This window comes from Paenibacillus sp. NAIST15-1 (genome assembly GCF_001894745.1).
Classification (GTDB): Bacteria; Bacillota; Bacilli; order Paenibacillales; family Paenibacillaceae; genus Paenibacillus_B; species Paenibacillus_B suaedae.
Window position 1 is genome coordinate 74167 of the sequence record NZ_BBYF01000015.1, and the last position, 24204, is coordinate 98370.

Below are 24204 nucleotides of genomic sequence, written 5' to 3' on the forward strand. Positions count from 1 at the left end.
CCGGAGATGGAACAATTGGATGCAGCCGAAACCTTTGCTGCTCCCTCGTTCCGATAAAATTCATTCTTGCTTTCAAACAATCCCTCTACTATTTCATCCAGATGGGCCAATAGAACGTGCTTTCCCTTATGAAGAGCGTATGGGAACATGGAGTGCTGAGGTTTTTGGTAATGACACCTCGTGTGAGATCAAGGAATATTTCTATGAGAAGTACAATCGGGGTTCCGAAGTTACTCAAATTGTAAGTATGTACACCCAACGCTTACTATCTACAGTTGGCATTGGAGTTCAATACAATCTTGCTTATCCTCAGTTCACGATCTCTATGAAAAAGGGCATTGCTACACTGGAAGCAAAATGAAGGCCTATACAGTGAAAAAATTTCTAAGGAAACGATTACTAGATTATATAGCTTAATAGTCCTCAACAAGTAGCTGTATATATTAGTAACTTAAGATATAAAGGGGGATTTATTATGAATATTGTTGTTGCGGAACATTGGAATCTTGAAAAGCATGAACTGCCCGGCATTAATAGCATCATCTTTCCAAATGGCACTGTAACAATCTTAAGTTGTTACAGCGCATATAACCCCAACACAAATGAAAGTAAATTTTATTGCTCTCCCTTGTGTGACACAACCATTGAAAGCATATCAAAGTATAATGTTGAATGTTGGACGATCGTTGATGAATGGGTCAGTATTGATTATCAAGACAGGAAAATCTGTGGCGGTGATGGTCAAATGGGAAATGAAGGATTTATTGCTTGTACGGATGCTGAAGACCGTTTGGTATGGGGAATATTTTTTGAAAATTCAAACCCTATAAAAAGCTTAGAAATTAAAGATAAAATCCTAATCGCTATTAATGAGCATACCGAATTACAAATTGAAATCAACTTAGAAAACCTCACCCAAATTAAAATGACTTCCATTAAACCCAAAAACGAGCCAACTAATTGATGAAACAAATACCAAGCACGAAATTTCCTTTGAACAACAAACTCGCGTAATTCCAAGTAGGTATTTCTATTTAATAGACATAAAGATGTCTCTATCGTCCGTTTTTCTGCTATATTAACTGTGGTAAATTATGGAGAGTGTTTATTTAAATGTCTTAGAAGAAAATGACTAGGGGAGAAATACTTCTTGGAAACTCACTCATCCAAATATCAAATGAAAAAGAGCTATATTATATTATTGCTAGTGTTCATATTATTTGTTTTAACCGGTTTGCGCATTTTATGGATGGAAGCGTTTCATGTTCCCAAACAGGCGTCAATTCATAATGGGCAATTCGTTGATTTGCGCAATTGGAATGCAGAAGATGGCAGCATTCTCTTACTTGATGGGGAATGGGAGTTTTATCCCTCGCAATGGTTGATAGATGGTAGTCGGCAACAATTGTTAGGCGATAATGCGCCAATGCATATTCAGGTACCGGGAGGATGGAATGAAGCTTTGCATGCTGACAAGCCATCTCCATACGGATATGGCTCTTATCGTTTGCGTCTTTATGTAGACCCTGCAAAGCATCCTAATTATAGTATTCGTGTACCCAGCGTACGCACTGCATCAGAATTATATGTAAACGGTCGCTTGCTTATTAAATCTGGACAGGTGGCGACAACAAAGGATGAATATATTTCGAAGGACCTACCTTATTCTACAGCCTTTACAGCAGATGACAACGGTGTAATCGAAATCGTCATTCAGGCGGCGAATTATGTGGATAGTCGAAGCGGGGGCATTGTCCGATCCATTAAATTTGGTTCAGAAGAAGCTATAGCCAAAGAGACGAATGCTTCCGTTTTTATGCAGTTTTTGGCAGCGATTATATTTATTATGCATGCTGTCTATGCACTTATTTTGTATGTACTAGGAAATAAGGAAAAGAAGCTGCTTTATTTCAGTTTGCTTGCATTATGTGTAACGATCACGAGTGTCTTTAGTACGGATGAGAAGTTGTTCCATCAATTATTTTATATTGGAAGTAATTGGGATTTTAGGCTGACTAATATTGCTTTCGTTATTGCAGCCTATGCTTTGCTCCAGTGTATGAATCATCGCGAGCTTCCATATTGGCGTAGGATGTACCCTATCTATAAAGTAATGAATCTAGGGACTGCCGGCATCACGTTGTTTTTAGATCCACCTCAAGTGATTATGCTCTTTCCGGTTTATTATTTATTAGTTGTTGTTGCTGGAGTTATCACGTTAATTACAATGTTTAAAAAAGTAATCAAAGATTTAAAGAGCAATCTTTTACTGCTTTTCTCTTTTCTAGCGTTGGTGAACCATTCTCTTTGGTCGTTAATCTTGCTGAATAGCGGTTTGAGTCTTGTCTACTATCCGTTCGATATGATTATTGCGATGGGTTGTTTAGCCTCTGAATGGTTTAAGGGTTACTTTATCATGCATGCGAACACCAAAGAGCTTGCTGCAACCTTGCAAAGAATGAATGACCATAAGGATCAATTTCTGGCAAACACTTCACATGAATTTAAAAATCCGCTGCATACCATGCTTAACATGTCACAATCCGTTTTAAAAAGGGAACAGCATTTATTGCAGGAACGGAGTATCAAGGAGCTTGAAACGGTTTTATCTGTAGGACGTCGGTTGTCATGGATATTAAACGACTTGATTGACGTGATGAGTTTACGGGAAGGCAATCCACGTTTACAAAGGAAAGTAATATTTATCCAGCCAATTGTGACTGGAGTAATGGATATGCTGCAATTTAACGCAGAAGTAAAGTCTATCACAATTGCAAATCAGATTTCGGAAGATTTTCCCCCGGTAATTGCGGATGAGAATCGAGTGATCCAAATCGTGTTCAATTTACTTCATAATGCTGTGAAATATACGAATGAAGGGACAATTTCGATACAAGCTTTTGCCAAAGGCGGCAGAGCGTATATTGTGATTGCCGATACGGGGATCGGAATGGATGAGCACCTGCTTAAGCGCTTATTCCGTCCGTATGAGCAAGGCAGTACGAGTGTGACGATGATAGAAGGCGGTTTTGGGTTAGGTTTAAGCATAAGCAAGCAGTTGATTGAGCTTCATGGAGGTACGTTAGATGTATCCTCTGTTGTAGGGGAAGGCTCGAAATTTACATTTTCGTTAAATCTGGCGGATGAGGAAGCGGAGGAAGAAAGTGAAGGTTCGAACCGATTGGAACCGTTCGTATTACAATCGATGGCGATGCAAAAAATAGCCTCTACTGATGATTTGGACCAAATGGAACTTCCGCTAGCTGCGAAAGGGGCAACACCAACAACTCCATTCCAAATAAATCGTACTCGTCCGCTTGTATTAATCGTCGATGATGATCCTGTCAATCTTCAAGTGCTTGAAGCCATAATGCCACCTGACGAATACGAAGTAACGATGGCAACGAGCGGTAAAGAAGCGTTGGCTTTGCTGGATACCAAGGACTGGGATCTGGTCATCTCCGACGTTATGATGCCGCAGATGTCCGGTTATGAGCTGACGCGCATGATTCGCGAGCGGTTTACACTCACAGAGCTTCCCATTCTGCTCCTTACCGCAAGAAGCCAACCGAAAGATATTCAGAGCGGTTTTATAGCGGGGGCAAACGATTATGTGACGAAGCCAGTGGAAGCAATAGAAATAAAATCACGGATCGAGGCGTTAATTACGATTAAACAATCCGTTCGGGAACAACTGCGATTAGAAGCTGCATGGCTGCAAGCGCAAATCCAGCCTCATTTTATATTTAATGCGTTGAATGCTGTAGCAGCTTTAAGCGATATTGATTTGGATAAAATGCGTAATTTGCTCGATGAATTCAGCAATTTTTTGAGGAATAAATTTAAATTTCAAAATATGGATAGGCTTGTTCCTATCGAAGAGGAATTAAGTCTAGTGCGTTCTTATCTATATATTGAAAAGGCTCGGTTTGAAGAAAGGTTACAGGTTATTTGGGAGATAGATGGCTACGGGGGCATAAAAGTCCCATTTCTTACGATCCAGCCTCTCGTTGAAAATGCGATAAGACATGGCATAATGAAGCGCAATCGTGGAGGAACGATTCTTATTCGGATTTTTGTCTATGAGACGCATGCAGAGATAACCGTTGAAGACGATGGGGATGGAATAGACGAGGTTCAATTGCAACGAATATTAGAAAGAAAAGTGGATAGTCGTTCAGGTGTAGGATTGATTAATACGGATCAGCGATTAAAAAGGCACTTCGGAACAGGACTTCATATCACAAGTACGTTAGGTACAGGGACAAAGGTAACTTTTCATGTACATAACAGGTTGAATAGCAGGGATAAAGCTAGGTGATAAATAAGTGATTGAATGAGGAGCATCCTTGGCTGCTCCTTTCTTCATTTTCGCTGATAGACCCGTTAAGCTGAACCGTATCATAAGTAACGGCAAGTTTTTATTGTACAACTCAAATGAAATGGAACAGCTAGGCTATTCGTCAGGAAGCAGAATGGAACTTTTTACCGATATTCCAAGCGATGGGATTCAAATGGTTTGAAGTTGGTTGTAAACAGTGTTACACTCAAAATCTATATTTTGTAATACACCTAAGAATAGACACTATTTTAGTTATAAAGGAAGGTAATACTTGTGATAAAGGTTGATAACTTATCCTTCTCATTCCCGCAAAAAGAACTATATAAAAACATTTCATTTACGCTTGAAGAGGCACAGCATTGTGCTTTTATAGGAACGAGTGGCAATGGGAAAAGTACATTAATAGATATACTGATGGATCCAGAAAGATATTTGTTCGAGGGCAAATTAGAAGTTGACCCGACTTGCAAAATTGGGCATGTAAGTCAATTCTCTCAACAAGACAAAACAAAAGAAACAACAGTTTTTGAATATATAGCGGAAGAATTTATTAAGATACAAAATGAAATAACAGCTATTTGTACAGAGATGGAAACATCATCGGATATTGATTCATTATTAGAAAAGTATCAATTAGCTTTAGACGCATTTGATTCAATCGGTGGGGATGATTTCGAGAGCAAAATTAATAAGAAACTAAATCTAGCAAACCTCATGAAGCTAAAAGATGTTAGGGTATCCGATCTGAGTGGTGGGGAATTCAAACTTATTCAAGTGATGAAGGAAATGCTTAGTAGTCCAGACTTAATGATTATGGACGAACCCGATGTATTTTTAGATTTTGAAAACCTAAATGCGCTCAGAAATCTTATTAATTCTCACAAAGGAATGCTGCTAGTTGTTACGCACAACCGATATCTATTGAATCATTGTTTCAACAAAATTATACACCTTGAAAATAAAGAGATCCAAGAATTTGATGGGCGATATATTGATTATAACTTCTCATTACTTCAGACTAAAATTGAGTTGCAAGAAATCGCAGTCGCTGAACAAGAAGAAATTGAGAGATACGATAACATCATTGATAATCTTAGAGCTATCGCGACTGTTAATGCAGATGCATCTAGAGGGAGAGCACTAAAAGCCAGAGTTAAGTTTCAAGAAAGATTGGAAGCACGTAGAATTAAAGCGCCATTTGTTGATATGAAGCAACCGAATATTCGTTTTGATATGGATCATGAAATGGAAGATACCGTTGTTGTAAATGTTAATAATTATCGCGTTGCCTTTGATGAGCTGCTGCTAGACCATGTTAACTTTGAGATAAAATCTACGGATAAAGTAGCCATTATCGGTCCAAACGGTACCGGAAAAACGACTTTACTCCGAGATATCTTTAACAATAATCATGATTCCATTGAAATAAATGCAGATGCTAAAGTGGCTTATCTATCTCAGCTTCAAGGCGAAGTGTTAAAGGATTCTAATACAATACTAGAAGAATTCATTGATGCTGGGTTTAGCACTTATGATGAGGTTAGATCGTATATATCACACTATGGCTTTGAAGGAGAAATCGTTAATCAGAAGATAGCATCTTTATCTGGTGGAGAAAAAAATATGCTTCAATTGGCCAAAGTTGCTGCCAGTAAAGCAAACGTATTGCTTCTAGATGAACCGACAAGCCATTTAGACACCTATTCACAAATCGCATTGGAGAAAGCCATTGAAGACTATAAAGGTGCGATTCTCATGATTTCTCATGATTTCTATTCTGTTGTAAATGGTATGGATTATGTTTTAATCATCGGCGATAAGACGATAAGAAAAATGAGTATGCGTAAATTTAGACAGATGATTTATGCTAGTCATTTTAATAAAGACTATTTAGAAGCGGAACAAAATAAAAAAGCAGTTGAAATGAAAATAGAAATGGCTTTAAAAAATACTGATTTTGAATCCGCAAAGATATTGGTTGATGAGCTAGAAGAGCTGATTAAGTTGCTTTAAAATACACCTCTCTTATTGAAAAGAAGACCCCTCGAAAAAGGGGTCTTTGTACTAGGTCAAGAATATATGGCGCGATAAGCCCAGCGCCTTTTCTGCCTTGAAACTAAGTACCTTACCATCGAACTTCCTGCATGGAATAGACAGGTATGTCCATAATAGATAGAATATAACCTAGACTCGAGAACATGAGGCGAACCGAAAATAACAATGACACAGAAGAGAGAGTGAATGTTTATGATACAAATAACGATTCCAACACCGGATGTCACGATTTACAAACAGATTGATCCTAAATTAAGCCATATATACGGGTTTACGGATTTCATTCAGATTCCTAGAGATAAAGCGGGGATCTTTATGTTCTACAATGATAAGGATGAACTCCTATTCGTCGGCAAGGCGCGGAAGCTAAGACCTCGGATCAAGAAGCATTTCGAGGATACGGTGTCGGTCATCAAAGATAATCGGGAGGAAGTAACCAAGATCGAGGTTTGTTTGGTTGAGGATGCCGTCCATAGAGAAATATACGAGACGTACATTATTAACGAATACAAGGCTAAGTACAATGTAGATAAGGTATTATACAAATAATAGACAGAGCTCCTATCGCCCAAAGAGCCGTGAAATGATAAGATAACGCAAAAATGCCTTTAACCCGCTGAATGTGGATTAAAGGCATTTTGATATATGTGCCGAGCTACATGTGTAAGTTGGTTGCGGGGGCAGAACTTCAACCCATCGCCAAAGAACGTGGGTCACTGTGGAGAGCATGCGACGTAAGAATCGATGCTATGGATCAGTTGTTCACCTTGAAATTCACTTCTGGGTACTTGGCGGCCAGAACTTGCAGCGCAGAATCGTCCTTCCCTTTTAAATACCGATCGAAGAAGGCAACACTGAATTCGTTCACGATGCGGTGATCCCGCCGTGGGTTTTCGTCGCTGAGGCCAAGCAGGGGAGAGAATAACGCAAGATCGGTGTAGCTTGCATGCTTTGAACCCGGAATAAGGATCGACATCCCTCCGCCTGCCAGAGCATAGCCCGATTTTTGGATATATTCTTTCCTCGGGGCTTCGAACGCTTCACGGCTTACCCCACCTAACTGTTTGGCGACATCATCGTAAGAAATCATTACATTGCTGTACGTCTCGTCTGAATACATCATGAAGAAAGGCTTTCCGAATCCTTTGACCGAAACCGGCGGACCATAAAACCCTCCATCCATACTAAGGGCAGCCTTCACACGCGAATCATTCTGTAACATTTGCACCGTAACGGCTCCACCGAATGAATGTCCAAGCATGCCGATTCGTTCAAGATCGATTCTGCCTGTAAATCGACCCGCAGTATCCTTCTGATTGAGCTTCTCCACTTGATTGAGCACAAACGCAGCGTCGCTGGTCCAAAGCGGGATATGCCCCCCATACTGAGCAATCGAAGTCAAGTTAGGGTCGGTCTTACTCACGGCGACTCTTCCGTCAGGGTAAACGGAGGCAGCAGCTTCGTAGGCATAATCGATAGCGATTACGATATAGCCGTGGCTGGCCAACTCCTCTAGCTGGTACATATTCTGATTGCGATACCCGTTCATCCCATGGGAGAAAATCAGAACCGGATACCGGCTCTCCGAGTCCGAGAGCCTAGCCTCCACCAAAGCATGCGTCTTGATCAACCCTAGATGGCTTAGCACAAAAGCCGGAAGACCCATCATTTTGCTTGATATGGCTGTCGTCATCTTAGATGCGTTCCGGAGATATGGGCTTCTCTCTTCTCCGACGCCTTTGGCGGCCGGATACCAAATCTGCGCCATCAGCTCGCGCTTATCAGCAGTGTTATCCGAATATGTTTCTCGCCGCTCATCGTCAACCCAATGATAAACCGTCGTTCCGACCGCATAGGGCCCCGTGGGTTGTTCAAACGAGAATACTGGCAGCATCGCAGGTGGCACGACCGAGACCAACAAATATACGGTCAATAGCATCGCTTGAACGGTAACAGCAATCCGGCTTTTACTGGCTTTCTTCCGCTTGTTAATGAAGAAATAAGCCATCAATAAGAGTGGCGTCAAGTAGGCCGGAACCATCTCCCACCGTCCACCTTCCACGACAATCTGCACAATTACCAAAGTGTAGGCGATCCCTAAAGGGATGAACCATCCCCGTCCGCCTTTCTTGTTCGCGATTACCGTCCAGTACAACAGGCCAAAATTAACAACGATCAAGCCTATTTCCCAAAACCTCATGCCGATATCCCTCCCTTTACCACAAATACGAACTTGCTCCAGATTACAAAAAAATTATAAAGATGAAAGGGGGAATATTATAAATTTTTTATGAATGTCGTGGGCAGACATGGCAAACGCACCGAAATTAAGAGGAATGGTTATTTTCGCTCATTTTCAACGTTCCCCATCAAGAACTCTTTGTTGTATAGTAGAACTCCCCTAAGAGATCCCCTATTTCATAACTTCCTGGTGCAAGTTCTTTTTCAACAAAAGCGTTGATCCCCGACTTGTCGATCTCATACATCACTTCAATTTCTTTAGAAAATAATAGCTTTTCTTGCGAAAGTAAGTTCGAAAGTGATGGTTGTTGCCTTGGCTTAATTTCTCCCGTATTTAACACTTGCTGAAGGCCCTCAACATAAGACTCCAACGGACGACTACCTACGATTTTGGCTCCTTTATTCTCTTCATTGATCATGACGATCGTTGGGAAGCCTCGAACACCAAGGCTTCTAGCGAGTCTAAAATCCTCATTCAATAAGGATTGTCCGGATTGATGTTCAGCATCTTGAATGATCGCTTCTCCATCCAGTCCAAGCTGATTTACGATGTCAATCATGACGGATTCCTTCGCGATATTTCGATTAAATGCGAATAAAGCTTCTCGCGATCGTCTTAAGCAATCATAGGCTACTGTATTGCCATGATGTTGCTGAATCACTTTAAATACAATCATCACTGGGGCGAGGCTTTTATCCATACATGATTACGCAAAACGCGTCCATGACTTCAGCGTCTAGCGCATAACTAACACTCCAGCAAGATTCATGAATGGAAACCAACTTCATAAAGATGTCTGGGTGAGCATCATTCCAGCGTTTCAAGAGAAATGGCTTCATCCTATTTATCTGCTAGAAAAGGTTGCTGGCTATGATATTTATCACAAGTGTTTGGTAAACTTCATCGGTAAAATATACTGGACATCTAAGAGAATACATCATGGGGGTAAGAAAGTATGTTAGAAAGATTATTAAGTCCATTTACTTCGATTCTATCGAGGCTAAAATATGGGCAAAAGTTTATGCTCATCAGTGTACTATTTATTATTCCAATAGTAGTCCTTCTATATAATTGGAACGCGACACAGCAAACTCAAATAAAATTCATCAAAGGCGAACAAGCTGGGGTTGAGCAGATCAGTGAAATAATGCCCTTCATGCTACAAGTACAACAACAACGTGGGCTTATTAATGGTTACTTGAATGGAAATAAAGAAGCAAAGAGTGCTATTGAGGCGAAGCTACAAGAAATTGCTCAATTGATTGAAAACATCGAAACAAAATTCCAGAAAAAAAACCTGCCCCAGTCATATGAAAAATGGGCTTCTATTCATAGAGAATGGATTGAACTGCGTGATTCTTATGAAAGCTTAAAGGCATCAGATAGTTTTGTTCGTCATTCAAAACTGGTGGAGCAGATAGAAGAACTTATTGTCAGCAGTGCCGATGAGTCTGAATTATCACTTGATAATGAAATTAATTCATACTATTTGATGAGGCTGGTCGTTCAGGAACTGCCTGCATTGATCGAAAACTCCGCTTTTATTCGGGGAACTGGCAATGGTATTCTTGCATCGAGAACACTAACGGATGAGTTGAAAATCCAGCTACTCCTGAGAGAATATGAGAGTAAGACTGCTCTTGTCAGTCTAAATAAATCCCTTTCCAAAATTGCGGAATCTCAGAGTAACATTAATGTGAATCTGGTTGAGAAGGGAGGGCAGGTTGCACAAAATATTCAAAACTATCTTGTTTTACTTGAACAAGAAATTATACATAAGCAAGAGATGAGCATGAATCCTGATACCTTTTTCACTCAAGGGACGGTTGCGATCACAACAGCGGATGAGGTATTCAAACTAGCCATAATGGAATTAGATCATATTCTTCAAGAACGTATTGATGACTACACTGCTGAGCGCAATGTAACATTAGTGATCATGGTAGTAGTCTTGCTATTAGTAGTCATATTTTATGTAGCATTCTTTAGGAGTGTTATGGATACAGTGAGTATCTTAAAGCAAAGAGCGGAGTCGATGGCGAAGGGGGATTTCTCCCAAGACATTGTACTGAATACTAAGGATGAGCTGCAGCTTGTAGGTGCGGCCTTTAATGAAATGCAAAAATCGATGAATCGAGTGCTTAGCTTAAATCAACAAATTTCCTTAACAACATTTCAATCCTCCCAGCAACTAACTGGAATCTCAGATCAATCTATACAGGATATGAAGAAAGTTGCCGATTCTGTGCAGAAAGTATCGGATGGGACAGCTTCACAAAAGAGAACGACAGTGGAAGCGTCATCTGCAATGAATGAGATGGCGATTGGGATTACACGAGTTGCGGAAGCGGCATCTGAGGTTGCTTCGGTTGCCATTCGCGCAAGTGAAAATGCAGTAATTGGGAATCAGCAACTGATAGAAACCATGGATCAAATGGAGAGTATTAAGAAGACTCAGGCCGACTCTGCCCAGATTGTAGCTAAGCTTGATGAGCATTCAGTACGTATAAGTCAAATTATAGAGTCAATTTTGGAGATTGCAAAGCAAACAAAGCTGCTTGCCTTAAATGCAAATATTGAAGCAGCACGCGCGGGAGAGCATGGTCGTGGATTTAGCGTAGTTGCACAAGAGATAGGAGAGCTTGCTGAAGAAACATCAAGCTCTGGGAAATCCATTTCTGACCTATTGATTGATATTCGATCTCTTGTTGGAGCAACGGTATCCGCTATGGATTCGATACAAATCGAGACGAATATGGGAATGGAATCTATTGAGCGAACGAAGGAGACCATTGATTGCATTCTTAGTGAGGTTAAGCTTGTAAGTGAACAAATTCAGGACGTATCCGCAACCACTGAGGAAATGTCAGCTGGAATGGAGGAAGTGGTGGCTTCTATTGCAGATGTATCCGATATTTCTCATCGTACATCGAATGAAGCTGAGGTAATGGCTACAGGTACAGCAGAACAACTAGTTTCCGCGGAGAAAATCCAAATTTCCGCCAAAGAGTTAAGGGATATGTCACAGCAATTGCAGAATGACTTAAGCAAATTTGTATTGCGCGATGACGTTAAAATAAATTAATTTCGTATGTAATTCAGGGCACCGATCTCAGGTTGCCCTGATTGATACGCTCTTTATTTCTGCCAGAGTAACACTTCCGCTTCGCCTACAATATGATGAGTCTAGAGAAATCTAAAGAGGTGAGCAAATGGCAGTCGTAAAAGCCAGGCAACAGGATATTGATATGTTGGCAAGATTGCTTCGAGCTGAAGCTGAGACCGAAGGCGAACAGGGCATGCTCCTTGTTGGAAATGTTGGCATTAACCGAGTAAGAGCGAATTGCTCTGATTTTAAAGGCATCCGGACAATTCCCCAAATGATCAACCAGCCGCATGCGTTCGAAGCGTTGCAACATGGTTTGTACTATCAAAACGCAAGAGATAGGGAACGGCGTCTGGCGCGACGGGCTGTGAATGGAGAGCGGAGTTGGCCAGCTAAATTCTCCCTATGGTATTTCCGTCCAGGAACGTTCGAAAATCCCGGGCCATGCCCGGACACTTGGTATAATCAGCCACTCGCAGGACGATGGAAGAAGCATTGTTTTTATGAACCTACTGCAGAAGAATGTGAAGAGGTATACAATACGTTTTAATTTTATAGTAGGGCGAGCATGTAGAAGATGTGGAATCGTTCAAAAGAGGGTGTCTCGAAGTCCTGAAATGACAGAGAGACACCCTTTTTTTTCATGAGGGGATGACTCATGCGCACTTCCAGAATTCAGGTAATAAGTAGGTGGATTCAGGACAAGCGATCATTATAATGAAATTAAGATACATATTATATAGGGCTATATTAGCTAATGAGCATCAAACATGTAATCAAAGGTAGAAGAAAGGATGACGGAAGTGCCAATTCATAACCAAGCTCACTCTTCTGATTCTGTTACAGAAGATGGTAGTTATCCCATTGACCTGACGGGCCCTCACAGCCACACGCTTGTCCTTCGGCCCGGCGTGGGCAGCCTATCAATCGGACCGCCGCAACTGGGGAAAAGGGTGGATCTTCACGTCGAGCCAGACGCGCGCATCGATTGGACCGTATTCGATGCCTTTTCTACGCCAGCGGGCTCGCCTTGGCCGCGATTTTTGTACTATTCAGGCAGTGACACGGGCTTCTTGGACTGGGCGCGGACACGTCCTATTGAAGAGATGACGTGGGCTCCAATCCTGTCTGCAGATACGGTGGTGGACGCCAGTCAGTCCATTGTGCATGGCTTGCATATCGAGCTGGGCCAGTCCGCAGAGCGTCTGAGCTTGAAGCTTCCGAAGGGATCTTTCCGCCTGAACGTGTCTGGCGATCTATTACGCTTATCGGCTACTGGAAATATGCCGTATTCTCTGACACTGGCGCCGCGCACCGGCCGACGCAAGAATGATCCTCCTTTCAGACTGCCCGACCTCGGTGAATTGCACCAGGTGACGAGCCTGACGCTGCAAAACACGCCGCTGGGACAGCCCATATCGCTGGACTGTCTAGACCGGTTCCCCAATCTTGACTCACTGAGCTTATGGGGGAACTTTTGCGACATGGACTTGTTGGCTCGTCATGCCCGGTTAACGAATCTGGAGCTGCGCTTCATGTCTGATTTAGAGGACATGCCCTCCTTGGACACGTGGCCGTTGCTTGAAGGATTTATCGCCTACAATGTGGAAGAGGCCGCGGGCAAGCGCTTAAGGCAGCAAGTGAAAACACGCGCCAAGACACGCCCATGGGCCGGCTATGCTTCAGTGAGCCAATTGCGAAAGCCTGAGTGGTGGGAGAGCGAATACGGCCGCCCGTTCTCGTCTTGGCCTAAACGTCTGGCCAAACTGGCTAACGAAGCTTACAATGCTGCACAGGCATCCTTGGCGCAGGCTCGCAGCCTTGCTGATGCCGAGGCAGCCATTACCACCTTCACCATGCGCTTCAATACCCTCAAAGGCATCGAAACAACCGAAAGAGAAGATCTTGGCGAAGCAGTATGGCAACTCAGCCAGTCCGATCACCTGATCGGCCAGCCTATAACGGAGGAGATGGCCGGGCGCTGGTTCGATGCAGCTCGCGATTACTGATTGAAAGGAGATTGTAAACGGGGAACAACTGCTGAACTAAACTGGGGAATTATTGAGAAGGGGATTACCTATGAAGGATGCGTTAATGGAGAGATTAAAGATTTTTCTTCATCAGGAAGTTAATGAAACACTAGTAGGCATTCCGGCAAGCCAAGAGGAAATTGTTAGTGCGGAGCAACGGCTGAATGTAAACTTTCATGAGGACTACGTACACTTTATCAAGACGTTTGGAGGAGCATATGCAGGTCTTGCGATACATGCATTCTCTAATGGCTCTAGTCTCGGCAATGAAACGGTTGTCGATTTGACGTTGGGGTTTCGAGAGCAATTCAAGGGACATCCCTTTGCAGAGGTTTTACGAACCAGTTATGTCATTTCCATAGATGGATCCGGCGATCCGATTTTCATGAATCAGACAGGAGAGGTTTTCATCGGGTATCACGATACCGGGGAGATCAAGGTATTAGCCAATTCATTCGAGGAAATGATCGAAGAGAATTTTTATGAATGGTAATTTGTTCAATTCGGCAGATTATGCTAATCAAAGAGGCCATCCCCCAAGTAGATTGCTCTACTTTTGGGACAGCCTCCTTTTATCTGTTCAAGTCAGACCATTTATCAAGCATTCTGCTCCTGTTACAACTTAAACTGCCTTATTTTCTCTTGGAGTTCTTCTGCCATGCTGGACAGTATATTTGCAGAAGAAGTAACCTCCTGCATAGAAGCTAACTGTTGCTCCGTTGCAGCAGCAATATTTTGTGTTCCGCCTAACATCACAGATACTACCGGTAGTTGGTGATGATCCTAATCAACCGATTATTTTAGGCGCATTTACAGCTGAAAATAAGGATAATGTAGGGGAGGGCCGCCGCCTTCAAATTCTAGGAGTCCCCGCACCACTCTTTATTCCAGCTTCAGATATAGCAAGCAATGGGTGGGAGCTGGATTTAGTAAATAAGCAAATCAATGTTATGAGTTTTGGTCTTATAGACCTTAATCCACGGAGTAAGGGTACGATTATGGCCTCCCACAGCGATCCCGAAGCACTGCCGTCCTTTTCCTTTAACCCATTGCAACAGGCAACAAATGATCTGGATTTCTTGGTGGATCAATATATTAATATGTACAACATTATTCAAGAGGCTAGAGTAAATAATAGCGGGATAAAAGCTGTGGTGTACCCTCCGGAGGCAGTTTTCCAAATACCCGATTAGGCAGAAAAAAAGAAGCAGCTTAGTGATTTCGTAAGAGCATCGTATTCAAATTTCTATCATTATGGCGGGCAGTGCAAGATGGGGAAAAGCGTTCAAGATGGAGTTGTCAACGGACAGCTGGATGTATTCGGTACAACCAATCTTAAAGTCGCTGATCTTTCCATCGCACCTATTTTACCGGACGGCAATACTAGCCAAGCAGCTCAAATGATAGGATTAAATGCCGTACGCTTTATTCAACATAATTCTTGTTCTTACGTGCTGGATGATGATGATTTTGAGGACGAATTAGAAGATTAATAGGTGTAATGCCAGACTGGAATGGACCCAAATCGGAAAGAGCTGGAGGCGCCAGCTCTTTTTTATTTCCGCCGATATGACCGTTAAGCTGAAGCGTATCTAAGTGGCGGCGGGAAATTTTATTTGTGTTAATTGCTTTTGTTGGGAATAGAAGGCTGGTTGTCCCTCTATAAGGTATGAGCTAGGCGACTTGGAAGCATGTTGTTCAGTCGATGGCCTTGAACAGACAAATTGGATAATGGGGGAGGATAAGAAATGAGCTTTACGGTAGACCAGATAGTCCATAAAATAGATAAGCCCTTCCTTGGGACGATATTATTGTTGAAGGTGTATGTATTCTAAATAAAACCGGATATTTCAATCATGTAAAATGGGTGCTGAAAATCGATGACAAAGGAATACGGTACATAAGTAATATTTTAGAGAAAGGATGGTAATAGTCGTAGGGTGTGATCTATGCCCGGTATTCCTATGAAAAAAATAATCGTTCATGAATGACACCCCTATAATGATGTAAATTTTATCCTTGCCATGCTTCAGGTTGAGCTTGTTATTGTACATGCCTATGCTTCAATAGCACTGAAATATAGAAAGTTTCTTTTTCTACAATTAGCTCTGTATGAACTACATTATAATTGATTCCTTCCATTGTTATCCCGTTTACTAATTTTGTGAGACGAAGAAATTCTCCAATTTCGGAAACATAGACATCCGCAGTTGAGCTATCGGGGAATATGCATTGCACTCTAATAGGACTCATTCCTTCCTTGTTTATATATCATATATCCGATTCGATACGGGGACTTGTTGAGATGATTAAGTTTGTAAAGTTCTAAGTAGCGTTTCTTATTATGCCTTTTAGTTTATTTTTTTTAAAACAGGGCAATCTTATTATATCAAAAATAAATCCCTATAGGGTATATATTAATAAAATAAACCCTATAGTATCTTGGAGTGTGCAAATGGCTGGTCTATGGTTTGCTTAGGGTGATTGCTGTGAGTGATTTTATGAAGATGGTAGGGGAAGGCATTCGGCACTTTCGAAAACTACGCGGACTAAGCCAGGAGGAACTTGCAAGCAAGGCTGAGCTACACGAGACTTATATTGGCAAGTTGGAACGTTCTGAAAAGGTATGTTCCGTCGTAGTACTGGCTAGAATTACGAGTGCGCTCAACCTCTCGATGGTGGAGTTCTTTAGTTACATCCAACCTGTGAGTGGAGAGGGGAACGATTCTACACTTGCAGAAATTGTGGATAGGCTCCGAATCAGAAGTCTAAATGAGCAAAAGAGGATATTGAAGGTCATTGACGCTATGTTGGACGATCAGTTGGATTAAGAGGGAAAATCCTAATACCGCTGAAGTTTGGATTAATGCCTTGAGTTGGTGAATTGTGAATTTACACGGTTGCAATTTTCCATCCTGAACTCTGTCAACTATAAAGGGTACCCAAATGGGTGCCCTTATATTTCGTACTATAGATATTACGTAGAACCGTATAACAAGTAGGTGGGAATATATCCCATCCCTTGTGGAACATGAGAGATTCCTACACTTGGAGGGAACCATGAGAGAATATGAACAATTAACGAGTGTCGAATCGGCAAATGAATTTATAAGGTGCCATCGATTATCGTTTCTCTATATCACCATGACAGGGTGCAGTGTGTGCCATGGATTGCGGCCGCAGGTACAGAAATTATTGACGAAATACCCGGATATCCAACTGGCGACGATCAATGCTCAAGAAGTTCCGGCGGTTGCCGGGAGTTTTTCTGTTTTCACCGCGCCCGTTTTATTGCTTTACGTGGAGGGGAAAGAATATATACGTGAAGCGAGAATCGTGCATCTGGATCTGCTGGACGAAAAAGTTCGTAAAATCTATGACTTAGTGAAAAACCATCTTCTGGAGGGGAATGACAGCCAATCATCGATGTCCTGCCCGTCGCAGCTTACGTAACTTCCAATATTTACACTTGTTGATACTGATATATTTATTTATAATAGTGACAATTTAATAAGATACCTTTAATTCAGTCCCGTGAGGCTGACAAGGACAGCGGAATGTATGATCTTTATAGGGATACGTGTGTATATGCACGTGTACCTATTGTTTTACTGCGATCGTAAACGGCTTATTGTCAGGGCAACTGGGCAATAAGCCTTTTTTATTGCTCCTGAAAGCCATCGATCATTCCCGCCTGTTCCATCTGCTTGAGCATACTCGGTATCTAGACGATCTGGAGGATGGATAATGGAAAAAGTGGATTTGGAATTCTCATTGCAACCTGTACCACAAGCACATCGGAATGGATTTTGGAAAATACTCGCCGTAATGCTTGGATTTACGTTCTTCTCGGCAAGCATGTGGTCAGGCGGAGCGTTAGGAAATGGCTTAACGTTCAGTGCTTTTATCGGGATTGTACTGGCAGGGAATCTGATCTTGGGCATTTATACAGGAGCGCTTGCTTATATTGCGGCAAAGACGGGTTTATCGACTCACTTGCTGACGAAATATGCGTTTGGCACGAAGGGTTCCTATTTATCTTCAGGATTGCTAGGTTTTACGCAAGTAGGCTGGTTTGGTGTAGGGGTAGCGATGTTCGCAGTTCCGGTTCAGAAAGTAACGGGAATGAACGTGTATGTCTTGATTGCGATTGCAGGAATCTTAATGACGGTGACCGCGATCTATGGAATTAAAGCATTGGCGATACTCGGCATCGTAGCTGTGCCGTCGATTGCGATATTAGGAAGCTATTCGGTCTTCGAAGCAACTTCAACAGCAGGCGGATTGCAAGGATTAATGAATTATCAGCCGAAGGAAATGATGGGTCTTGCTACAGCATTGACCGTCTGTATCGGTTCCTTCATCAGTGGTGGTACGCTGACACCGGATTTTGCCCGATTTGCAAAAACGACTCGTTCAGCGGTTGTGTCGACGGTCATTGCCTTCTTCCTAGGAAATTCGTTGATGTTTCTATTTGGAGCAGTGGGCGCGATTGTATATGGGAAAGCGGATATCTCAGATGTTATGTTTTTGCAAGGTTTGATTATGCCGGCTATCATTGTGCTAGGGTTAAATATTTGGACGACAAATGAAAATGCGCTGTATGCATCCAGTCTGGGCTTTGCCAATATTACGAAGCTGCCTAAGAATATCATTGTTGTCTTTAATGGAGCAGTAGGCACAATCATGGCGATGTGGCTGTACAATAACTTCGTAGGCTTCTTGACGGTACTTGGCTCGATTTTGCCATCGATTGGCGCGATTCTGCTAGCGGATTTCTATATTCTGAACCGTGGCTCCTATAAGAAGTTCGAAGAAATGAGCTTCAAATCCGTGAACTGGATTGCGATATTGGCATGGCTCGGTGGCATTCTGATTGCTCAGTTCGTCCCTGGCATCCCGCCTATTAATGGCTTGATCGGTACAGCTGTGCTGTATGTTATAGGTATGAAGTGTTTCCCGGAAAAACAGTTTAACGTAAACGAGAAAAGGGGAATGAACAGTGATTATACAACAAGCGAAGCTTAGAGGTCGTGAAGGTTTATGGAATATCGAGATTGTGGATGGAGCATTCAAGACGATTACCCAAAGTCCGCTTCCCACAGAAGGACATGAGGTCATTGATGTGAACGGGAGCCTGGTGCTTCCTCCTTTTATTGAGCCGCATATTCATTTAGACACCACCTTAACAGCAGGGGAGCCAGAGTGGAATCAAAGCGGTACGCTATTTGAAGGTATCCAGCGATGGTCGCAGCGGAAGGAAACTCTTTCTGTAGAGGACGTCAAAACGAGAGCGAAGACGGCGCTTAAATGGCAAATCGCTCAGGGCATTCAGCATGTGAGAACTCATGTGGATGTGACAGACCCTACTCTAGTAGCGCTTAAGGCGATGCTGGAAGTGAAGGAGGAGATGTCGCCTTATGTGGATCTTCAGCTTGTTGCTTTTCCACAGGAAGGGATTCTCTCCTATCCAAATGGAGTAGAACTGCTTGAAGAAGCGATGAAAATGGGGGCCGATGTGGTTGGCGGCATTCCGCATTTCGAGTTTACACGCGAATATGGCGTAGATTCGATGAGAATCGCATTTGATCTCGCCGAAAAATATGATCGCCTCGTCGATATCCACTGCGATGAGATTGACGATGAGCAGTCCAGATTCGTTGAGGTAGTGGCCAAGGAAGCTTACGAACGCGGCATCGGCGCACGTACAACGGCCAGCCATACCACAGCGATGGGCTCCTATAATGATGCATATGCGTACAAGCTGTTCCGGCTGCTGAAGATGTCGGGGATCAATTTTGTATCCAATCCACTTGTGAATATTCATTTGCAAGGACGTTTTGATACGTATCCGAAGCGTAGAGGCTTAACACGGGTCAAAGAGCTTCAAGAAGCAGGACTTAATGTGTGCTTTGGTCATGATGATATTTTTGACCCATGGTATCCGCTTGGGACAGGCAATATGCTTCAAGTTCTGCATATGGGCATTCATGCTTCACAGCTTATGGGCTATGAGCAGATCGTGAACAGCATCGATTTGATTACGAAGAACAGCGCGACGACGCTGCAAATTGAGGATAAATACGGGATTGAGGCAGGGAAGCCGGCCAACTTTATCGTATTGAATGCGGAGAATGAGTATGAGGCGATTCGCAAGCAGGCTGCCGTACGATATTCTTTCCGTAACGGTAAGGTCATTGCCGAGACTAAGCCGAGCGAGACGAGCGTGAAGCTGGGCAGTGTAAGTGAGACCATTACGTTTCAAAGATAAAAAGAGAAGCGGACTCTAAGTATTATTAAAAATTGTGGAAGTCTAATATAGCCAATAATAATAAGTTGTTGAATTGATGTTAGATATTTTATTGGTGCAATAAAATGGGTAGGGATTTTCAGAATACATCTGGATTTCTACCCATTTTTGTTTTTTTATAATTACATTATGAGTTAGCAAACAGTATTTTTCAGAGTAATCATAGATCTTCCCTCCGGGTCGAGGGACGGATGGCCCGATGCGTGAAATGGTGTTGATGCAACTGTCCTCTTGAATTACTACAAATTTGCTATGGTTTTCTGCAATAAGCTAAAACCACTCCATTGTCAGGAATGGCTTTGTCTTTATATACTGATGTATATCTTGTGATCAAAAGATGCTATCTTCGACAGGCATTGGTCACTTGGATGAATATCTAGCCCTTAATATCGCTTAAGGGCTTTTTTTCATAATAGCACCGCAGTCGCATCAGACAGCCAGTTGAGTAATGTGGACGCGAAAATAGGCATACGTATCAGTCAGAATCAGTTCAAGCAAATACCCAAAATGATGGGGAGGACTTGATTTATGCTTCGGAAATGGCTGGTTTTTGCAATTATCGTAACAGGTGTGATTCACTTGGCAACGCTGTCCTTGAACAGTAGCGTACTAAACTGGGTCTTCAAGCTTCTGCCGATGGTGCTGATCATTGTGCTCGCAGTCAGTTCGCCGTCTGCGGACAAGTTGAAGATGTATAAGGTTTTGGTCGTGATTGGATTGGTTTTTAGCATAGTTGGTGACGCGTTGCTGCTGAACAACGGAAATGAGTGGTTTATGCTCGGATTGTTGTCTTTTTTGCTAGGGCATCTGTTTTATGTAGCGGCCATGATAAGGCGTTGGGAATTTTCGTTGTTAACGTTGGTGTGCGTGATACCAATCGGCTTATACTCGTGGCTTATCGGTTGGCAACTGAACAATGGAATCATGGCTAACAGCGATAATAGCGACTTATGGCTGTCGGTCGCCGTTTACGTGAGTGTCATCTCAGTCATGTGCTGGACCGCCATCATGAGCCGGAACTGGCATGCTTCGGTCGGGGCGATTTTGTTCGCCGTGTCGGACTCGATTCTGGCCTGGAATAAGTTCGTCAGCGCCGTGCCGGCGTCAGGCTTTTGGATTATGCTGACCTACTTCGCTGCGCAGTTGTTTATTGCGGGCAGCATTGCGAATGTATTCGGTGGTAAGCAGTTATCGAAGGGCCGCGCCCTGAGGATGTAGTTGGAACGCTTTAACCATTGCACGTAGCTGGTGTTTTAGATGGAAGCAGAACAGGACATCGCGGCTAAATTACGTCGCAATGTCCTGTTTCGTGCCGATTCCGCTATGCGTATGACTGCACGCTTCCGAATACTGGCGTAAGAATGTCCTGCTTAAATTGCTCCACCGCTACGTCGGTGTCGATCGTATAGCCGCCTTCCAATCCGACGAACCCGGAGAATCCGGTTTCTTTAATTGCGCGCAGAATGTTTACGTAATTTAGCTCGCCTGTGCCAGGCTGATTGCGGCCGGGATTGTCTGCAATGTGGAAATGATTGATTCGGTCGATATAATTGGTAGCGTTGCGAATGACATTGCCTTCGGTGACCTGCTGATGGTAGACGTCGAAGACGAGCTTGACGTTCGGGCTGTCTACCCGATCGATCACTTCCACTGATTCATCCGAGCGCTGAAGGAAATGTCCGTAATGGTCGACGAGCCCGTTGAGCGGTTCCACCTCCAAGACGATTCCGGCTTCCTCGAGTAGCGGCGCGCAGCGTTTGAGCGTCTCCACCATTGCGGAGCGCTGAATCTCGCGAGGCACGCCTTCCAGCTCGTCGCCCGTCTGAGAAATAATTGAAGTGACATTCAGAATCTTGCACGCTTCAATCGTTTCACGTATCCCGGCAATGTAATCGTCCCTGAACGATTCATCGACTAGATTGAAGAACTTCGTGCATGTCGCGCTGATGCCAACCCCGATGCGCTCTTGCTCCTTCGCGATTTGTTTCAGATCATCAAGATTCCACCACGAATAATACTCCAATCCGTGCAGGCCATGCTCCTTAATTTTCTCCAAATGATAAATGACGTCTTTTCCGCCATAAGCGCCGATGCACAATGAGAACTTCACAGTCGATCCCCTCCAATCACTAGTATGAACCAAGCAATACAGGTTTGCCGGAGACGGCAGATTCAGAGGCTGCAATCGTAATTTCGTGAGTTCGGAGCGCATCTTCATAATTGGACTTAATGCGGGAGGTGTCGCCAGTACGGATCGCATGGATGAACGCTTCATCTTCAGCGATAGTGAGATCAATCCCATTGGAGTGGGTCTGAACGCCCTCAGTCTCGATCACCTTCAATGAGGTGTCACGCACCTCGAGCACACCTTCGTCCGTGTAGATATCGAGTCCGACGTGGTGGCCGACGGGCATCATACAGGTGTTGGAAATGGTGGCAACCATGCCGTTCGCAAGCTTCATCGTAACCGTCCCGACATCGGGAACATCGGTTCCTTCGACTTTCTTGCCCATTGCTTGAAGCGCGTATGCGGCATATACTTCGTTCACTTCGCCGCACAAAAAGCGAAGCATGTCGACAATATGCGTCGTCTGTTCGACGAACTGTCCGCCTGATCCTGTCATCACTCTCCACCAAGGCACCATCGGCATTCCGCCCATCCAGTATCCGAGTGCCATGCCGGGAGTCCTCTCAGCCAACAGCTTTTTAGCTATTTGTGCCGTTTCGCTGTATCGCCAGTGATACCCGACGGACGTGATCAAATTTTTGTCCTTGATCGCCTGACTGATGGCAGCGGGGGTGTCGCGGTTGATGCCGATCGGCTTTTCTACAAGAAAAGGGATTGCCCGTTCGATTAATTGCCGTTCAGCATCCCCATGGGCCAGCGGTGGAACGCAAATGTAGACGCCATCGAGCTTATTGTCGTCCAGCATGTCGTTCAGCTTCGCGTATGCTTTCGCATCATTGTGCTCGGAAGCCGCTTTCTGTGCACGGCCAAGGTCAACATCGTAGAATGCAGTCAAGGATACGCCTTCGATTTGAGCTAAGCTGCGGATATGATGATTGGCGATTCCTCCGGTTCCGATAAATCCAAGCTTCACCGTCATAATCGTGATCACTCCCGTTTCAAGGATATAATAAATATCAACTTTGTAAGTTATTCTAATCGAACCCAATCCGTAATAAAATATCATATATAGCGCTTTCAATATCGAAAAATGAAACTGGAGGAGCGGTTATGGACATCAGCTATGGCAGACATTTCATAACAACGGAGCGTGACCGGGGACTGCCGCTTCACTTGGGTAGTGTTGGCTTAATGACGCACCAGGGAGCCATCTATCGGGAACACGGCTATCACGCTTTTCACTGGCTGCATACGTTAGAGGGAGTCGGAGAATTCTCGGTAAACGGAACAACGGTGAAGCTGTATCCGAATCAGGGCATCTTGCTCAAGCCGAATGTGAGCCATAGCTATCGTGCGGACACAAGCGTCTGGTCAACATGGTTTATGACCTTCGATGGGGCGCTCGCCAATCCCATCACAGCGTCACTTGATCTTCAGCATATGCAGCCGCTGAGTTGGGGTTCTGATTCGCCGCTCGCAGAAATTCATCGGCAATACGATCATAAATGCAATCATAGCTTCGATCTTGCCGGGGTTAACGGTTCGCTAGAGGTATATACCTTCCTGACGCTTATCAAGCAGTTCGGACAAGCTGGCAGTGAACCCTCCTTATCTGAAGGTCATGAGAGGCTAGCGCCTCTATATTTGCTTATTGAAGAAACGTACGGGAACCCTGATCTCGGGCTGGAACGGATGGCGAACACACTGCGGGTCAGTCCACAGCATCTGAATTCATTGTTCCGCAAGAGCTGGGGAATAAGTCCCTATCAATATTTACTGCAATTCCGCATTCAGAAATCGAAGGATATGCTCCTCTCTGGGAGATGCCCTACTGTGAAGGAGATTGCTGCATCTGTGGGCTTCCAAAGCGATAGTCACTTCGTCCATACGTTCCGTCGAGTGACCGGTATGACGCCGCTACAGTTTCGAGCGCAATATGGGAAATAGGTGGATCCAAATAATGGGGAATACTGTACAAGTCCCAGCGATAA

The 24204-nt window shown here is 43.6% G+C and carries 20 protein-coding genes and 1 pseudogene; 17 read left to right on the forward strand and 4 right to left on the reverse strand.

What is annotated here, in order from left to right; all coding sequences use genetic code 11:
- The first annotated feature begins 19 nt into the window (after positions 1-19).
- From PBN151_RS23600 to PBN151_RS23620, 5 genes are all read left to right on the forward strand, one after another.
- Positions 20-361 carry a hypothetical protein gene (locus PBN151_RS23600; RefSeq protein ID WP_139295413.1) on the forward strand — a complete coding sequence of 114 codons (342 nt, stop codon included), beginning with the start codon at positions 20-22 and terminating at the stop codon, positions 359-361.
- Positions 362-475: 114 nt separating this feature from the next.
- Positions 476-964 carry a hypothetical protein gene (locus PBN151_RS23605; RefSeq protein ID WP_072730945.1) on the forward strand — a complete coding sequence of 163 codons (489 nt, stop codon included), beginning with the start codon at positions 476-478 and terminating at the stop codon, positions 962-964.
- Between the two features lie 213 nt (positions 965-1177).
- Positions 1178-4321, forward strand: coding sequence for a hybrid sensor histidine kinase/response regulator (locus PBN151_RS23610; RefSeq protein WP_072730987.1), 3144 nt, complete (start codon positions 1178-1180; stop codon positions 4319-4321).
- A 294-nt stretch (positions 4322-4615) separates the two neighbouring features.
- Positions 4616-6355, forward strand: a complete 1740-nt coding sequence (locus PBN151_RS23615; protein WP_072730946.1) for an ABC-F family ATP-binding cassette domain-containing protein — start codon at positions 4616-4618, stop codon at positions 6353-6355.
- 234 nt (positions 6356-6589) lie between these two features.
- Positions 6590-6946, forward strand: a complete 357-nt coding sequence (locus tag PBN151_RS23620) for a nucleotide excision repair endonuclease (RefSeq protein ID WP_072730988.1) — start codon at positions 6590-6592, stop codon at positions 6944-6946.
- A 205-nt stretch (positions 6947-7151) separates the two neighbouring features.
- On the opposite strand, the gene PBN151_RS23625 is transcribed toward PBN151_RS23620, so the two are convergent.
- Both PBN151_RS23625 and PBN151_RS23630 read right to left on the reverse strand, forming a co-directional pair.
- Positions 7152-8597 carry an alpha/beta hydrolase family protein gene (locus PBN151_RS23625; RefSeq protein WP_072730947.1) on the reverse strand — a complete coding sequence of 482 codons (1446 nt, stop codon included), beginning with the start codon at positions 8595-8597 and terminating at the stop codon, positions 7152-7154.
- Between the two features lie 169 nt (positions 8598-8766).
- Positions 8767-9339: a DsbA family oxidoreductase gene (locus tag PBN151_RS23630; RefSeq protein WP_227775006.1), complete on the reverse strand. Its 573-nt coding sequence runs from the start codon at positions 9337-9339 to the stop codon at positions 8767-8769.
- 255 nt (positions 9340-9594) lie between these two features.
- Between PBN151_RS23630 and PBN151_RS23635 the strand changes: the two genes are divergently transcribed.
- The 11 genes and pseudogenes from PBN151_RS23635 to PBN151_RS23680 all read left to right on the forward strand — a co-directional run bounded on the left by PBN151_RS23635 (position 9595) and on the right by PBN151_RS23680 (position 21303).
- Positions 9595-11724, forward strand: a complete 2130-nt coding sequence (locus tag PBN151_RS23635) for a methyl-accepting chemotaxis protein (protein ID WP_072730948.1) — start codon at positions 9595-9597, stop codon at positions 11722-11724.
- A gap of 127 nt (positions 11725-11851) precedes the next feature.
- A complete protein-coding gene (locus tag PBN151_RS23640) occupies positions 11852-12295 on the forward strand; it encodes a cell wall hydrolase (protein WP_065291060.1) in 444 nt (147 codons plus the stop codon).
- Positions 12296-12539: 244 nt separating this feature from the next.
- Positions 12540-13754: a hypothetical protein gene (locus PBN151_RS23645; RefSeq protein WP_370510450.1), complete on the forward strand. Its 1215-nt coding sequence runs from the start codon at positions 12540-12542 to the stop codon at positions 13752-13754.
- Positions 13755-13824: 70 nt separating this feature from the next.
- On the forward strand, positions 13825-14268 hold the full coding sequence (locus tag PBN151_RS23650; protein WP_072730949.1) for an SMI1/KNR4 family protein: 444 nt from the start codon (positions 13825-13827) through the stop codon (positions 14266-14268).
- A 226-nt stretch (positions 14269-14494) separates the two neighbouring features.
- Positions 14495-14968 (forward strand): hypothetical protein, encoded by a 474-nt coding sequence (locus PBN151_RS32070; protein WP_227775020.1) that lies wholly within the window; start codon positions 14495-14497, stop codon positions 14966-14968.
- Positions 14969-14986: 18 nt separating this feature from the next.
- Positions 14987-15268 (forward strand): annotated as a pseudogene (locus PBN151_RS32075) (GMC family oxidoreductase); the annotation flags it as partial.
- 996 nt (positions 15269-16264) lie between these two features.
- Positions 16265-16606: a helix-turn-helix domain-containing protein gene (locus PBN151_RS23660; protein WP_072730950.1), complete on the forward strand. Its 342-nt coding sequence runs from the start codon at positions 16265-16267 to the stop codon at positions 16604-16606.
- 229 nt (positions 16607-16835) lie between these two features.
- Positions 16836-17228 carry a thioredoxin family protein gene (locus PBN151_RS23665; RefSeq protein WP_072730951.1) on the forward strand — a complete coding sequence of 131 codons (393 nt, stop codon included), beginning with the start codon at positions 16836-16838 and terminating at the stop codon, positions 17226-17228.
- 294 nt (positions 17229-17522) lie between these two features.
- Positions 17523-18803, forward strand: a complete 1281-nt coding sequence (gene codB / locus PBN151_RS23670; protein WP_072730952.1) for a cytosine permease — start codon at positions 17523-17525, stop codon at positions 18801-18803.
- Positions 18778-20046 carry a cytosine deaminase gene (locus tag PBN151_RS23675; RefSeq protein ID WP_072730953.1) on the forward strand — a complete coding sequence of 423 codons (1269 nt, stop codon included), beginning with the start codon at positions 18778-18780 and terminating at the stop codon, positions 20044-20046. Before codB ends, PBN151_RS23675 begins: the two co-directional genes overlap by 26 nt.
- Positions 20047-20613: 567 nt before the next feature.
- Positions 20614-21303 (forward strand): lysoplasmalogenase, encoded by a 690-nt coding sequence (locus tag PBN151_RS23680; protein WP_072730954.1) that lies wholly within the window; start codon positions 20614-20616, stop codon positions 21301-21303.
- A 103-nt stretch (positions 21304-21406) separates the two neighbouring features.
- On the opposite strand, the gene PBN151_RS23685 is transcribed toward PBN151_RS23680, so the two are convergent.
- Both PBN151_RS23685 and PBN151_RS23690 read right to left on the reverse strand, forming a co-directional pair.
- A complete protein-coding gene (locus tag PBN151_RS23685) occupies positions 21407-22195 on the reverse strand; it encodes a TIM barrel protein (protein ID WP_072730955.1) in 789 nt (262 codons plus the stop codon).
- A 19-nt stretch (positions 22196-22214) separates the two neighbouring features.
- The gene (locus PBN151_RS23690) at positions 22215-23192 is read right to left on the reverse strand and encodes a Gfo/Idh/MocA family protein (protein WP_072730956.1); all 978 of its coding nucleotides are present in this window, start codon (positions 23190-23192) and stop codon (positions 22215-22217) included.
- Positions 23193-23323: 131 nt separating this feature from the next.
- Here PBN151_RS23690 and PBN151_RS23695 point away from each other — a divergent pair, with 131 nt between their 5' ends.
- Positions 23324-24160 (forward strand): helix-turn-helix domain-containing protein, encoded by an 837-nt coding sequence (locus tag PBN151_RS23695; protein ID WP_072730957.1) that lies wholly within the window; start codon positions 23324-23326, stop codon positions 24158-24160.
- Positions 24161-24204 lie beyond the last annotated feature (44 nt).